The organism is Agromyces terreus (genome assembly GCF_009749465.1).
GTDB classification, from domain to species: domain Bacteria; phylum Actinomycetota; class Actinomycetes; order Actinomycetales; family Microbacteriaceae; genus Agromyces; species Agromyces terreus.
Genome location: NZ_WBIS01000002.1, coordinates 109,257 through 122,699, shown reverse-complemented (window position 1 = coordinate 122,699; position 13,443 = coordinate 109,257). Strand labels below are relative to the sequence as shown.

12 protein-coding genes are annotated in these 13,443 nt (G+C 72.8%); 7 read left to right on the top strand and 5 right to left on the bottom strand.

What is annotated here, in order from left to right; all coding sequences use genetic code 11:
* Positions 1–117 precede the first annotated feature (117 nt).
* Positions 118–1,059 carry a LysR family transcriptional regulator gene (locus GQQ92_RS05690; protein ID WP_156998280.1) on the bottom strand — a complete coding sequence of 314 codons (942 nt, stop codon included), beginning with the start codon at positions 1,057–1,059 and terminating at the stop codon, positions 118–120.
* Between the two features lie 395 nt (positions 1,060–1,454).
* On the opposite strand from GQQ92_RS05690, the gene GQQ92_RS05685 reads away from it, so the two are divergent.
* The 4 genes from GQQ92_RS05685 (at position 1,455) to GQQ92_RS05670 (ending at position 7,211) form a co-directional block, all read left to right on the top strand.
* On the top strand, positions 1,455–2,855 hold the full coding sequence (locus GQQ92_RS05685; RefSeq protein WP_156998279.1) for a threonine/serine exporter family protein: 1,401 nt from the start codon (positions 1,455–1,457) through the stop codon (positions 2,853–2,855).
* A gap of 45 nt (positions 2,856–2,900) precedes the next feature.
* Positions 2,901–3,470, top strand: coding sequence for an orotate phosphoribosyltransferase (gene pyrE, locus GQQ92_RS05680; protein ID WP_156998278.1), 570 nt, complete (start codon positions 2,901–2,903; stop codon positions 3,468–3,470).
* Entirely contained in the window at positions 3,470–6,205 is a 2,736-nt protein-coding gene (locus GQQ92_RS05675; RefSeq protein WP_156998277.1) for a hypothetical protein, read from the top strand. Before pyrE ends, GQQ92_RS05675 begins: the two co-directional genes overlap by 1 nt.
* 76 nt (positions 6,206–6,281) lie before the next feature.
* On the top strand, positions 6,282–7,211 hold the full coding sequence (locus tag GQQ92_RS05670; protein ID WP_156998276.1) for a nucleoside hydrolase: 930 nt from the start codon (positions 6,282–6,284) through the stop codon (positions 7,209–7,211).
* Between the two features lie 38 nt (positions 7,212–7,249).
* Here GQQ92_RS05670 and GQQ92_RS05665 read toward each other — a convergent pair whose 3' ends face one another.
* Positions 7,250–8,047 (bottom strand): HAD-IIA family hydrolase, encoded by a 798-nt coding sequence (locus tag GQQ92_RS05665; RefSeq protein ID WP_156998275.1) that lies wholly within the window; start codon positions 8,045–8,047, stop codon positions 7,250–7,252.
* Positions 8,048–8,097: 50 nt separating this feature from the next.
* Positions 8,098–8,460, bottom strand: a complete 363-nt coding sequence (locus GQQ92_RS05660) for an ArsR/SmtB family transcription factor (RefSeq protein ID WP_156998274.1) — start codon at positions 8,458–8,460, stop codon at positions 8,098–8,100.
* Between the two features lie 90 nt (positions 8,461–8,550).
* Between GQQ92_RS05660 and GQQ92_RS05655 the strand changes: the two genes are divergently transcribed.
* Complete coding sequence (locus GQQ92_RS05655) at positions 8,551–9,918, top strand: NAD(P)-binding domain-containing protein (RefSeq protein ID WP_156998273.1); 1,368 nt, start codon at positions 8,551–8,553, stop codon at positions 9,916–9,918.
* A 53-nt stretch (positions 9,919–9,971) separates the two neighbouring features.
* Here the strand turns inward: GQQ92_RS05655 and GQQ92_RS05650 are convergent, their stop codons facing one another.
* Together GQQ92_RS05650 and GQQ92_RS05645 are read right to left on the bottom strand one after the other, a co-directional pair.
* Positions 9,972–10,628, bottom strand: a complete 657-nt coding sequence (locus GQQ92_RS05650; protein ID WP_156998272.1) for a metal-dependent transcriptional regulator — start codon at positions 10,626–10,628, stop codon at positions 9,972–9,974.
* Between the two features lie 25 nt (positions 10,629–10,653).
* Positions 10,654–11,967, bottom strand: a complete 1,314-nt coding sequence (locus GQQ92_RS05645; RefSeq protein WP_156998271.1) for an Nramp family divalent metal transporter — start codon at positions 11,965–11,967, stop codon at positions 10,654–10,656.
* A gap of 223 nt (positions 11,968–12,190) precedes the next feature.
* Between GQQ92_RS05645 and GQQ92_RS05640 the strand changes: the two genes are divergently transcribed.
* Positions 12,191–12,853 (top strand): TrmH family RNA methyltransferase, encoded by a 663-nt coding sequence (locus GQQ92_RS05640; RefSeq protein ID WP_156998270.1) that lies wholly within the window; start codon positions 12,191–12,193, stop codon positions 12,851–12,853.
* A gap of 84 nt (positions 12,854–12,937) precedes the next feature.
* On the top strand, positions 12,938–13,306 hold the full coding sequence (locus GQQ92_RS05635) for a nuclear transport factor 2 family protein (RefSeq protein WP_156998269.1): 369 nt from the start codon (positions 12,938–12,940) through the stop codon (positions 13,304–13,306).
* Positions 13,307–13,443: the final 137 nt, after the last annotated feature.

Genomic DNA, 13,443 nt, shown 5'->3' with positions numbered 1-13,443 from the left:
CCGGCCGCGGACCGGAGCCGCGACTCGTCGCGCTGAACCCTCGGTCGGTGGGGGAACGGGTTCGAGGGTTCCAGCAGGGCCAGTATGGCATCGAGGCGGATGCCGCGCCACGGCGTTTCAGCTGCCGGCGCCCGTTCCCCTCGACGGGTGGGCGTGCGCCTGCTCGAGGCGCGACGCCCGCGTCACGAGCACGTCGAGCACGGTGCGCACGGCGAGCCGTTCGGCGACGTCGGGGCGCACGAGGGCGACGATCTCGCGCATGGCGGTCACGCCGCGGATCGGCTTCAGCACGACGTCGGACCCGACCGTGCCCGAGGTGTACCGGGGCACGAACGCGACGCCCTGCCCGGCGGCGATGAACGCCTCGATGATGCGCATGTCGCTGAAGCGCTGGGCGATCCGGACGCGCTTGCCGCCCTGCTCCTCGATCGCGTGGAGGATGCGCTCGAAGGGGAATCCGGGCGGGACGCCGAGCCAGGTCTCGTCGACGAGGTCGGTGCTCGTCACGCTCGCACGCCCGGCCAGCCGGTGGCCCGTCGGAACGCCGACGTCGAGGGGTTCGGTGAGCAGGGGCACCACGGTGAGGCCGCGCCCGCCCCACGGCAGCACCCCCGGCATCGTGTGCGCGAGGACGATGTCGTACTCGGAGGTGAGGTCGGCGAAACCCGCCAGGTCGGGGTCGAGGTCGGTGCAGTGCACGACGAGCCCGGCGACCTGGGAGAGGTCGGCGAGCACGCCGGGCAGGAGCGTCGCGCCGACGGTCGGGAACGTGACGAGCCGGACCTCGCCGCTCGGGTGGTTGCGGAACTCGTCCCAGAGCGCGGTCGCGCGCTCGAGGGCGACGGCGACCTCGGCCGCGCTGCGCGCGAGCGCGTGCCCCGCGCTGGTGAGCACGAGGCCGCGCCCGCTGCGTTCGGTCAGGGGCATGCCCGCCTCGCGTTCGAGCACCTTGAGCTGTTGCGAGACGGCGGAGGGCGTGCGCCCGGTCGCCTCGGCGACGGCGGTGACGCTGCCGCGTTCGGAGAGTTCCCTGAGGAGGTCGAGCCGGTACACATCCATGTAGCCAAGCTACATGATCAGTGTAGTTCCGTGAGCTTGTGCTGAACGGTTTCGAGGAGGATCATGGAGGTATCGAAGGCATGCAATGGCGCATCATCCGTTCGGTCGCCGCCAATCATCTTTCGTGAAGGAGCCATCATGGCCACGCTCATCCTCGTCATCGCCGCATCCGTCGCCGGACTCGTCGGCACGTTCGTGCTCACCGCTCGCGACGGCTACCGTCGCCAGCCGCGGCAGAGCTTCGCGCGCAGCATCTAGTCGCGCGATCGCCCGGCTCGGCCGGGCTCAGGGCCGCCCGCGGAGAGGGACACTCCGCCGGGCGGCCCTTCGCCTTCCCCCGTCGCCGTTACTGTGGGCTCGACGTCGAGCCGCGCACGGGAACGGATGGTGCTCCCATGGGGAACGAAGCGAAGATCGTCGCCGCCGAAAGCGACGTGCTCCGCCGGTTCCTCCTCGGGCTCGCCGAGGGCATGAACGCCGCCTCGGAGTCCGTCGACCGCATCTCCGAGACCCTCCAGACCGTCTCCCGCGCCTACGGCGACGAGGACCCAGACATCGTCGTCCTGCCGACCGTCATCCTCATCGAGACCGGCGACCCCGACCAGGGCCGCGTCGCCATCCGATCCGCGGTGAACACCACGTTCCGCTTCGACCAGATCGCCGCCCTCTACCGCCTCATCGAGCAGGCCAAGCGCGCGGGCATCGCGCCCCGCGACGGCATCGTGAGGCTCAACGAGATCGGCGCCATGCGCCAGCGCTACTCGTGGGCGCTCCGGGTGTTCGGGCACGCCGTGCTCACCACGGGCCTCGCGCTGCTGCTCGCGCCCACCTGGCAGGGAGCGATCGTCGCGTTCGCGCTCGGAGCCCTCATCGGCCTGCTGAAGCTCGTGCGATCGCCGACCCTCCAGCTCGTCTTCCCGGTGTTCGCGGCCTTCGTCTGCGCCGTCGCGGTGTTCCTGCTCGCGCCGTACATCGAGATCGGCGATCCGATCAGGCTCCTCATCGCCCCGCTCGCGACGTTCCTCCCGGGCGGCGCGCTGACGACCGCGACCGTCGAGCTTGCGGCCGGGCAGATGGTCTCCGGCGCCTCGCGTCTCGTGTTCGGGCTCGTCCAGCTCTCGCTCCTCTCCTTCGGTATCCTCGCCGCCGGAACCGTCGTCGGCGTCGACGAGACGAGCTACGTGCCGCTCGAGGCATCCGACCTCCTGCCCTGGTGGGTGCCCGCGGTCGGCATCCTCCTCTTCGCGATCGGCAACTACCTGCACTTCTCGGCGCCACCGTCGACCTTCGGCTGGGTGCTGATCGCGCTGCTCGTCGCCTACACCGGGCAGACGGTCGGCGCGCTGCTGGTCAGCCAGACGGTGAGCGGATTCGTCGGCGCGCTCGCGATGACCCCGGTCGTGCTCTGGATCGCCACCCTGCGCAACGGCGCACCGTCGCAGCTGACCTTCCTCCCCGCCTTCTGGCTGCTCGTGCCGGGGGCGGCGGGCCTCGTCGGGCTCACCGAGGCCGTCGGCACCGGCGCCGGCCTCGAGAACTTCGCGTCGGCGCTCACCTCGGTCATGTCGATCGCGCTCGGCGTGCTCATCGGCACGGCCCTCTACCGCGTGGTGCACCACGGGGCCGAGGAGATCGCGCAGTTCCACATCGACGTCCCGGCCGCGCTCGCCGAGGTCGACGAGCCGCCGTTCTGGGCGAGGATCCTCCCCGGAACCCCGCGTTCGTTCTGGGGCGGCCGACACCGGGAACGACGAGCGGATGCCGCGGTGCAGCCGGCCCCGCGCGACACCGCCTGAGAATCCGCACCTTCCTCCCAGCCCGGCGCGTCGTAGAGTGTTCGGGTGACGCTCCCAGACCTCGACCGCGCAGACGTGCGCCGGCGACTCATCGACTTCATCTCGGCCGACGCGGTGTTCCACGGCGACTTCACGCTCACCAGCGGCAAGAAGGCGACCTACTACGTCGACCTCCGCAAGGTGAGCCTCGACCACCGGGTCGCTCCCCTCATCGGCCAGGTCATGCTCGACCTCATCGCCGACGTGCCCGACATCGCGGCCGTCGGCGGCCTCACGATGGGCGCCGACCCGATCGCCTCGGCGATCCTGCACCAGGGCGCCGCACGGGGGCTCGCCTACGACGCCTTCGTCGTGCGCAAGGAGCCGAAGGACCACGGCCGCGGCCGGCAGGTCGAGGGCCCCGACCTCGAGGGCAAGCGCGTCATCGTGCTCGAAGACACGTCGACCACGGGCGGGTCGCCCCTGAAGGCCATCGAGGCGCTGCGCAAGGTGGGCGCCGAGGTCGTCGCCGTCGCGGTGGTCGTCGACCGGGCGACCGGGGCGCGAGAGGTCATCGAGGCCGCGGGAGTCGACTACCTCGCGGCCATCGACCTGGACGACCTGGGTCTGGCCTGATGACGGCGGACCGACTGGGCGGCGACGACGCCGACTGGCTGTTGGCGCAGCTCGCCGCCGGGGACTCCCCGACGCCGACGCAACCCCTCCAGCAGGCCCAGCCGACTCCGCCTGCCACGCCCTCGTACGCACCGCCCGCCGCGGCGCCGCCCGCCGCGGCCCCGCCGCAGGGGCGCCGTGCCGCCCGCAGCGAGGAGTCGCTCGACTGGTTCTCCCTCGCCGAGGCTCCCGCGCCGGCCGCGCCGGCCGCATCCGCCCCGCCGACGCCCCCGGTTCAGCCGCGGTCGCACCAGCCCTGGGAGTCGACGCAGACCAGCGCGCTTCCCGTGGTGACGCCGCAGCCGCCGATGCGCCCGACGCCGCCGCTGACCGTGGAACCCCCGGTGGGCCGCAGCACGTCGGCCGCCGCGGGTCCGGCCGCGCCGACCGTTCCGGCCGCGCCGGTTGTTCCGGCCGCGCCGACCGTTCCCGGTCCGGCCACGCCGACCGCGCCGTTCGCGCTGACCTGGGGCGAGACGCAGGCCGCGGCCGCACCGCCGAGGTCCGAAGACGCGCTGCGCGATGCGTTCCGGCGTCTCTCCCAGCCCGAGGCCGCGGCTCCGGCCTGGCAGGCGCCGTCGGTCGAGCCCGCGCCGCAGGCGCCCGAGCCCGTCGCACCGGCGCCGCAGGCGTTCGAGCCGGCACCGCTGCTTCCGCCGTCCGAGCCCGACGACGTCGACCCGTTCGCCGGGTTCGCGCCGCCGCCCGTGGCCCGCAGATCGTTCACCCCGGTCACTCCGCCGTCGACGGACTTCGGCGCAGATCTCTGGTCGGCGCTGCAAGAACCCGATCCGGCGCCCGCCCCCGCGGCGGCGGCTCCCGAGCTGACGCGTCGCGAACGCAAGGCGCTCGAGCAGCAGGTCGCGAGCCAAGGCGTCGACGAGGGCCCCGAGCCGAGCGAAGCCAGTGGCGCGAGCGCCGCGAGCGCCGCGAGCGCCGCGAGCGCCGCGAGCGCCCCCGAGCCCGCGCCGGTCGCGCCGCGCACGCCGTTTCCCGCGTTCGCCGCGGCGTCCCCGCCGCAGCCTCCGGTCGCGCAGCGCGTCGAACCGGTCGACGACCTGCTCGCGGCGCTCGGCGGACCGCGCCTCCCCGAGGCGGCGGCGCCAGAGCATCCGACCTCGATCACGATGCCCGCGCCCGCACCCGCCCCTCAGCCCGCGGCGTTCGCCCCGGCGCCTCCGGCCGTCGCTCCGGTGCCCGCCGACGCCGATCCGGCGCATCGGCCCGACGACGGGCTGGCCGACCTCGGTCTCTCCTTCTCCGATCCCGCAGACGACCCCTGGGGCACCGAAGCCGAGGACGCACCCCGGTACACGCAGAACGCGCGGGCATGGTCCGCCGTGCCGCACGACGCGCTCGCCGAACCGTCCGAGCCGGCCGACGAGCCGGAGGAGCCCGTCTACGAGTGGGCCATCTCGCCCGACCCCATGGCCGAAGACCCGCGCGCCGACGCTCCCGTCGGCTCGGTGCTCGCCGCGCTCACGGCCTCCGCCGCTCCGGCAGCCCTCGGCGCGGGTCAGGACGCTCCGCTCGACCCGTCCGACGCCGCCGACGAGCCGTCCCCACGCACGCAGCTCCTCCCGGTCGTCGCCGCCGAAGACGAGCACGGCCCGTTCGCGACCGCAGCCGTCGAGAGCGATCCCTTCGGCGACGTCTCCCTCGATGAGCCGACCGCGCCGTTCGCGCAGCCGACCGCCGAGCTCTTCACCGAGCGGATGCCCCAGGCCGGCCAGTGGCCCGCCTCGAGCGACCAGTGGTCCGCCTCGAACGACCGCGACCACGACGACGACCCGTTCGCCTCGCTCTTCGAGCCCACCGGTCCGGTGGCCATGGTCGGCGCTCCCGCGCTCGCGATGGCGGGCGCCGGTTCGATGGGCGCGTACGCATCCGGAAGCGCCGGCGGGTTCGCGGCGGGCAACGGTTCGGGCATGGCGTTCAGCGCGGCATCCGGGACCCCGGCCGCGGGCGGCGCAGGCGCGGTCCGCGGCACCGGCAGCGGTTCCGGCGGGTTCGGGGGCAGCGGGAGCAGCAGCGGCAGTGGATCCGGCGGCAGCGGTAGTGCGCGCGGCGGCGGCTCGGGCAAGGGTCCGACCGGCGGCTCGGGCGGCTCCAAGGGCTCCGGCGACCGTCGCACCGTGAAGACGCTCATCTGGGTCGCCGGCGGCCTCGTCGCCGTGCTCGTCCTCGTCGGCCTGTTCTTCTTCGGCTCCAAGCTCGCCGGCGGCGGCGCGGCCGATGCCACGGCGTCCCAGTCGTCGAGCGCGAGCGCCTCCGAGTCGGCCCCGGTCGTCGAGCCGACGGCGCCGCAGCCCATGGGCATGCACGCGTGGGACACCCTCTACGGCGGCGAGTGCATCGACCCGTTCACCTCCGCCTGGGACGAGGAGTACACCGTCGTCGACTGCGGCGTCGCGCACGCGGCGCAGCTCGTCTACCGCGGAACGCTCCCCGGCGACGAGGCGGCGGCGTTCCCGGGCGAGGCCGAGCTCGGCGCGCAGATGAACACGCTCTGCACCGCGGCGGGCATCGTCGACGTCGCGGCGGCCGCGGGCATCCCCGACCTCCAGGTCCAGGGCAGCTATCCCGTGACCGAAGAGCAGTGGTCCGCGGGGGAGCGCACGTACTACTGCTTCGTCAACCGCTCGGGCGGCGAGCCGCTGACCGGTTCGCTCGCCGGGCCCGGACCCTCCGCGTGATGCGTCGCGCACGCGGCATCCGCTCGTCCGCATGGGCCGCGGATGCCGCGTGCCCGACCACGCCCCGAGGTGCGGCGTGAGCGTCCCGATCATCGTCGACTGCGACCCGGGTCATGACGACGCCCTGGCGCTCTGGCTCGCGGCCGGGCACCCGGCGCTCGATCTGCTCGCCGTCACCGCCGTCGGCGGCAACGTGCCGCTCGAGCACACGAGCCGCAACGCGCGCATCGTGCTCTCGGTCGCGGGCGTCGACGTGCCCGTCGCGGCGGGTGCCGCGGGGCCGCTGTCGCGCGAGCTCGTCACGGCGGAGTGGATCCACGGCGAGAACGGACTCGGCGGCCCCGACCTGCCGGAGCCGGCCCTGCCGCTCGACCCGCGCTCGGCGACCGAGCTCATGGCCGACACGCTCGAGGCGGCATCCGAACCGGTCGCGATCGTCGCCACGGGACCGCTCACGAACGTCGCCGTCCTGCTGCGCGACCGCCCCGACCTCGCGCCGCGCATCCGAGAGATCGTGTGGATGGGCGGCTCGACCGAGCGCGGCAACGCGACCCCGTACGCCGAGTTCAACGCGCTCGTCGACCCCGAGGCGCTCGCGCTCGTGCTCGGCAGCGGGGTCCGGTTCACGATGGTCGGCCTGAACGTGACGCATCGCGCGCTCGTGACCCCCGCGGTGCGCACCGCGCTCGCCGCCGCGGGCACCCGTACCGCCGCCTTCGGCGACGAGCTGCTGGAGTTCTTCTGCCGCACGAACGACGAGGTCTTCGGCATGCCCGACGGGCCGCTGCACGATCCGGTCGCGGTCGCCGTGCTGGCGGACCCCGGCTGCGTCGAACTGCGGCACACGCGGCTCGACGTCGAGCTCACCGGCACCGAGACGCTCGGCGCCACGAGCGTCGACTTCGACGGCATGCTCGGCCGCGAGCCGAATGCATGGGTCGCCGTCGGCCTCGACGTCGATCGGTTCTGGGCCGGCGTCGTCGACGCGGTCGCGCGCCTGGCCTGATCGCGCCCCGCGGGGTAGCCGCGAGGCGCCGCCCGCCGCTACAGCTCGGTCTCGACCGGCTCCTTGCGCACCAGCTCGTGCACGCCGTCGAGGATCTCGTCGGGGCGGAACGGGTACTTCTGGATCTCGGCCTGGTCGCTGATGCCCGTGAGCACGAGGATGGTGTGCAATCCGGCCTCGATGCCCGCGACGATGTCGGTGTCCATGCGGTCGCCGATCATCGCGGTGTTCTCGGAGTGCGCGCCGATCTTGTTGAGCGCCGAGCGGAACATCATCGGGTTCGGCTTGCCGACGACGTAGGGCTCCATGCCGGTCGCCTTCGTGATGAGCGCGGCGATCGCGCCCGTCGCCGGCATCGGGCCGTCCTTCGAGGGGCCGGTGGCATCGGGGTTCGTGACGATGAAGCGGGCCCCGTCGCCGATGAGGCGGATCGCCTTCGTGATGGCATCGAACGAGTAGTTGCGGGTCTCGCCGACGACGACGTAGTCGGGGTTCGTCTCGGTCATGATGAACCCGGCCTCGTGGAGTGCCGTCGTGATGCCGGCCTCGCCGATGACGAACGCCGTGCCGCCCGGCAACTGCGACTTCAGGAAGTCGGCGGTCGCGAGGGCCGAGGTCCAGATGCGGTCCTCCGGAACGTTGAGTCCGCTCGAGCGGAGCCGCGCCGAGAGGTCGCGCGCGGTGAAGATCGAGTTGTTCGTGAGCACGAGGTAGGGCGTGCCCGAGTCCTCCCACTGCTGCAGCAGGTCGGCGGCGCCGGGCAGCGCATGGTTCTCGTGCACGAGCACGCCGTCCATGTCGGTCAGCCAGCACTCGACCTCTTCGCGTCGTCCCATGCGCCCAGCCTAGGCGTCGCAGGTGACGGGCAGGCGACGGGCAGGCGATGTCAGCGCGCGGCGGTCGCGTCGAGCAGCTGCGAGAGGAGGTCGAGCTCACCGGGGACGAGCTTGTAGTACGCCCAGGTGCCGCGCTTGCTGCGCGTCAGGAAGCCCGCCTCCATCAGGATCTTGAGATGGTGCGACACGGTGGGCTGGCTGAGGCCGACGGGCTCGATGAGGTCGCAGACGCAGGCCTCAGCGCCCTCGGATGCCGCGACCATCGAGACGAGTCGGAGGCGAGTCGGATCGGCCAGGGCCTTGAGCTTCTTCGCGAGTTCGTCGGCGCGGTCGGCTTCGATGGCCTCGCTCGTGAGCGGCGTGCAGCAGACGGCGGAGTCGGGCTGGACGACGGGCAGCATCGTGGTGGGCATGCCCCCACTCTACCCCGAATATTGACAAACTTCGATGGATTCGCCAGACTGAATATCGAAGTTCATCGATGCCGAGGAGGCGCACGGACCATGACGCTGATCGATCTGACCGTTCCCCGACTGCAGCGGGGCCGCCTCTCGGAGTTGCCCGTCGCCATCATCGGCGCGGGGCCGGTCGGGCTGGCCGCCGCAGCGAATCTCGTCGAGCGCGGCATCGACTTCGTCGTCTACGAGTCCGGCGACGAGATCGCGGCCAGCATCCGTCAATGGGGGCACACCCGGCTCTTCTCGCCCTGGGACCTCGTGATCGATCCGGCATCGCGCCGGCTGCTCGACGCCGAGGGGTGGCAGGCGCCCGCGTCGAGGCGGCTGCCCACGGGCACCGAGCTCGTGACGGAGTACCTCGAGCCGCTCGCGGCGATCGACGCGATCGCGAGCCGCATCCGCACCGGCGTCCGCGTCGAGGCCGTGACCCGTCTGGGCATGGATCGCACCCGGACCGCGCGTCGTGCCTCGACCCCGTTCCTGCTGCGGGCCCGCACCGCCGACGGCATCGAGGAGTTCACCGCCGGTGCCGTGATCGACACGTCGGGCACCTACTCGCAGCCGAACAGCCTCGGTTCCTCCGGCCTCGACCCGCTGGGTCTCGCCGAGGTCGCCGACCGGGTCAGCCACGCCCTTCCCGACGTGCTCGGCCGCGAACGCGATCGGTTCGCCGGCCGGCACACGACGGTCGTCGGGGCGGGCCACTCGGCGGCCAACACCATCCTCGCGCTGGCCGAGCTCGCCAGGCAGGCGCCCGGCACCCGCATCACCTGGCTGATCCGCAACGCCGGCGCGGTGCGCGTCACCACGTCGGAGAACGACGGCCTCGCCGCCCGCGCCTCGATCGGCCGCCGGGTCGATGCGCTCGTCGACGCCGGGCTCGTCGAGGTCGTCGACCGCTTCGAGATCGTGCGGCTCGGCCGCACCGACGGCGGCGTGCGCATCCACGGCGCGCGTCGCGGCGAACTCGTCGAGCACGACACCGACGTCGTCGTGAGCGCCACCGGGTTCCGTCCCGACCTGGCGATGCTCCGAGAGATCCGCGTCGAACTCGACGAGATCGTCGAGGCGCCGAAGCGGCTGGCGCCCCTGATCGACCCCAACGTGCACACCTGCGGCACGGTCGAGCCGCACGGCTTCGCCGAGCTCACCCACCCCGAACCCGGCTTCTTCCTCGCCGGCATGAAGAGCTACGGGCGCGCGCCGACCTTCCTCCTCGCGACCGGGTACGAGCAGGTGCGCTCGATCACGGCCTGGCTCGCGGGCGACGTCGCTGCCGCGAGCAACGTCGAGCTGGTGCTGCCCGCGACGGGCGCGTGCTCGACGAGCCTCGCGCCCGACGGCTCCGCGCCCGGCGGCTCCTCATGCGGCGAACCCGTCGGCGGGCCGGCCGCCAAGGGCTGCTGCTCCTGAGGGCTGCTGCTTCTGAGGGCTGCTGCTCCTGAGGGAGCTCGCGTCCGCTCGGGTCAGGCGGTGACCCAGATCGCCGCGGCCGTCTCGCGCGTCAGTGCGCCGGCCTCGCCGGAGGCCTGCAGGGTCACCCGTTCGCTCTCGACATCCGTCACCTCGATCTCGACACCGGGGCGGATGCCGCGACGCTCGAGCTCGCGCAGCACCGCCGGGTCGCGGTCGCTGATGCGGATGACGCGGCCGACGTGCGCTGCCGGCGCCTCGGAGAGCAGCACGAACGGCTCGCTCGCGACGTCGCCCGACGCCGACGGGATCGCGTCGCCGTGCGGGTCGCGCGCGGGGCGCCCGAGCCGCACGTCGATGGCCTCGAGCAGGCGGTCGGACACCGTGTGCTCGAGCACCTCGGCCTCGTCATGCACCTCGTCCCACCCGTAGCCCATCTCGGCGACGAGCCAGGTCTCGATGAGCCGATGCCGGCGCACGACCGCGAGCGCGCGTTCGCGCCCGGCATCCGTGAGCCGCAGCGGGCCGTACGGCACGTGCGCGACGAGCCCCTGCGCGGCCATCTTCTTGACCATCTCGGTGACCGACGATGGGGCCACCCCGAGCTTGTCGGCGAGCGCCTTGGGCGTGATCGGGTCGGGCTGCCATTCGGTGTGGGCGTACACCGTCTTGAGGTAGTCCTCGATCGCGGGGCTGGTGGTGGGCGGCATCGGCCTCAGGATAGCGGGCGGCCCGTCACGCCCCCGTGAACACCAGCCAGAGCAGCAGCGCGTTCAACGCGATGAGGAACGCGGATGCCGCGACGCCGGCCGCCGTCGTCGCCCAGCGGTTCGCGTACGTGCCGAGCACGCTCCGGTTCGCGGTGACCGCGACGAGCGGGATCAGCGCGAACGGGATGCCGAACGAGAGCACGACCTGGCTGAGCACGAGTGATTGTGTGGGATCGAACCCGAGCGCGAGGATCGCGAGCGCGGGCACGAGCGTCACGAGCCGGCGGGCGAGGAGCGGAACGCGCACGCGCAAGAGTCCGTGCATGATCTCGGCGCCCGCGTAGGCGCCGACCGAGGTCGAGGCGAGGCCCGAGGCGAGCAGGCCGACCGCGAACAGGGTCGCGATGACCGGCCCGAGCGAGGCCTCGAGTGCGGCGTGGGCGCCCTCGAGGCTGTCGGTGCCGGCGATGCCCGCGAGGTTCGCGGCTGCGAGCAGCAGGATGCAGAGGTTCACGGTGCCGGCGATGGCCATGGCGATCGTGACGTCCCAGCGGGTCGCGGTGAGCAGCCGTGCGGTGGGGGTCACGCGCGCCTCCACGGTGTGCCGAGGGGCGAACCGGTCGCGGGCGAGCGCCGAGTGCGCGTAGATCGCGTGCGGCATGATCGTCGCGCCGAGGATGGATGCCGCGAGGAGCACCGAGTTCGCGTCGTCGAAGCGGGGCACGAGGCCGCCGAGCACGCCCGCGGGGTCGGGCGGCGCGACGAACACGCCCACGCTGAAGCCGATCGCGATGATCACCAGCAGGCCGATGATGACGGTCTCGAACGGCCGGGCGCCCCGCCGGGACTGGATCACGAGCAGCACGAGCGAGACGCAGCCCGTGATGAGCCCGCCCCACACGAGCGGCACCCCGAACAGCAGGTTCAGGGCGACGGCGCCGCCGATGACTTCGGCGATGTCGGTCGCCATGGCCACGGCCTCGGCCTGCAGCCAGTAGGCGCGACGGCCCCACCGGTTGCCGATGCGCTCGCCGAGCACCTCGGGCAGGCTCTTGCCCGTCACGACGCCGAGCTTCGCCGAGAGGTACTGGATGAGCCACGCCATCACGTTGCCGAGCACGACGACCCACACCAGCAGGTAGCCGTACTGCGCGCCGGCCGTCATGTTGCTCGCGACGTTGCCCGGGTCGAGGTAGGCGACGCCCGCGACGAGCGCCGGGCCGATCAGCCAGACGAGCCGGGTCGGTCGAGGGGCGGATGCCGCGCGCCCGCGCTCTCCGGACCCGGGCGCGCCCGAGGCATCCGTCGCTGTCTGCTCGTCATCGAGGGCTTTCGGCATACCGAAACCCTAGCAATATTTCGGCGCACCGAAACCTGCTGTCCGCCGGTCGAGGAGGCGCCCCGGCGCCGTCTCGAGGCCTTCGGGTGCGGGTCTCGAGACGCTGCGCTCCTCGACCGGCGCGGTGTGTCGTTGGTCGAGGAGGCGCCCCGGCGCCGTCTCGAGGCCTTCGGGTGCGGGTCTCGAGACGCTGCGCTCCTCGACCGGCGAGTAGCGTTGGCGGGTGACCGAAGCCCAGCACGAGGGGTTCCCCGAACCCGAGCACCCCGAGCCGACCCTCCCGCACGGCGTGCCCCCGTGGCCGGGCGGGCGCGACGCGTGGCCGGCCGACGCGAACTACGACCCCGACCTGCTCGAGCACGGCGACACCCGCAACGTCGTCGACCGGTACCGGTACTGGCGCATGGACGCGATCGTGGCGGACCTCGACGAGCACCGGCATCCGTTCCACGTCGCGATCGAGAACTGGCAGCACGACCTCAACATCGGCTCGATCGTGCGCAGCGCGAACGCGTTCGCCGCCGAGACCGTGCACATCATCGGCCGCCGCCGCTGGAACAAGCGCGGCGCCATGGTCACCGACCGCTACCAGCACGTGCTGCACCACCCGGATGTCGCCGACTTCGTCGAATGGGCTCGCGCGAACGACCTGCCGATCATCGCGGTCGACAACGTCGACGGCTCCGAGCCGGTCGACGCGGCGCCGCTGCCCGAGCGGTGCGTGCTGCTCTTCGGCCAGGAGGGCCCCGGACTCAGCGACGAGGCGATCGCGGCATCCGACCGGGTCGTGGAGATCACCCAGTACGGCTCGACGCGCTCGATCAACGCGAGCGCCGCGGCCGCGATCGTGATGCACGAGTGGGTGCGCGTGCACGCCCGTCGCTGACGCGCCCGTCCGGTTGGCCGCCGAAAGGCCAGGGCGAGGCGATTCGCTCTGGCCGCGGCATCCGATCGCGGTTACGGTTGGGCCATGACCGAGATCACCGACGATCTGCCCGCCCGTCTGCTGCACGAGGAGCACGCCGGATGGAAGGCCATCCTCGCCGGCCGCGGGGGCGAGCACTACCAACGTGCGATGACGCGCGACGCGCTCATGGTCGTCGAGGGGGCGATGCTCGGGCGTGACGAGATCCTCGCGAGCTTCCGCGACGTGCCGCCGTGGGAGTCGTACGAGCTGCACGAGCCGGCGGTGATCCGGCTCGGTGATCGCGCGGGCATGGTCGTCTACCGTGCGGTGGCGCGTCGCGGCGACGACACGGCGAACCTCCGCATGTCGACGACGTACGTCTACGACGACGGCGCCTGGCACGTGGCGGCGCACCAGCAGACTCCGGCGTAGCGCCCGCTCCACGCGAACCGAAGCGGGGCGGATGCCGCGGCATCCGCCCATGATCCGTCGATCTTCGCCAGATGCGGGCTCGGTTCGGACCAAGATCGACGGATCGACGGATCGACGGGTCGACGGATCGACCAACG

Coding starts and splice junctions, on each gene's coding strand:
- GQQ92_RS05655 (WP_156998273.1), top strand. CDS start 8,551: ATGACGCTGATCGATCTGACCGTTCCCCGACTGCAGCGGGGCCGCCTC.
- GQQ92_RS05675 (WP_156998277.1), top strand. CDS start 3,470: ATGACGGCGGACCGACTGGGCGGCGACGACGCCGACTGGCTGTTGGCG.
- GQQ92_RS05650 (WP_156998272.1), bottom strand. CDS start 10,628: ATGCCGCCCACCACCAGCCCCGCGATCGAGGACTACCTCAAGACGGTG.
- GQQ92_RS05645 (WP_156998271.1), bottom strand. CDS start 11,967: ATGCCGAAAGCCCTCGATGACGAGCAGACAGCGACGGATGCCTCGGGC.
- GQQ92_RS05660 (WP_156998274.1), bottom strand. CDS start 8,460: ATGCCCACCACGATGCTGCCCGTCGTCCAGCCCGACTCCGCCGTCTGC.
- GQQ92_RS05685 (WP_156998279.1), top strand. CDS start 1,455: ATGGGGAACGAAGCGAAGATCGTCGCCGCCGAAAGCGACGTGCTCCGC.
- GQQ92_RS05665 (WP_156998275.1), bottom strand. CDS start 8,047: ATGGGACGACGCGAAGAGGTCGAGTGCTGGCTGACCGACATGGACGGC.
- GQQ92_RS05635 (WP_156998269.1), top strand. CDS start 12,938: ATGACCGAGATCACCGACGATCTGCCCGCCCGTCTGCTGCACGAGGAG.
- GQQ92_RS05690 (WP_156998280.1), bottom strand. CDS start 1,059: ATGGATGTGTACCGGCTCGACCTCCTCAGGGAACTCTCCGAACGCGGC.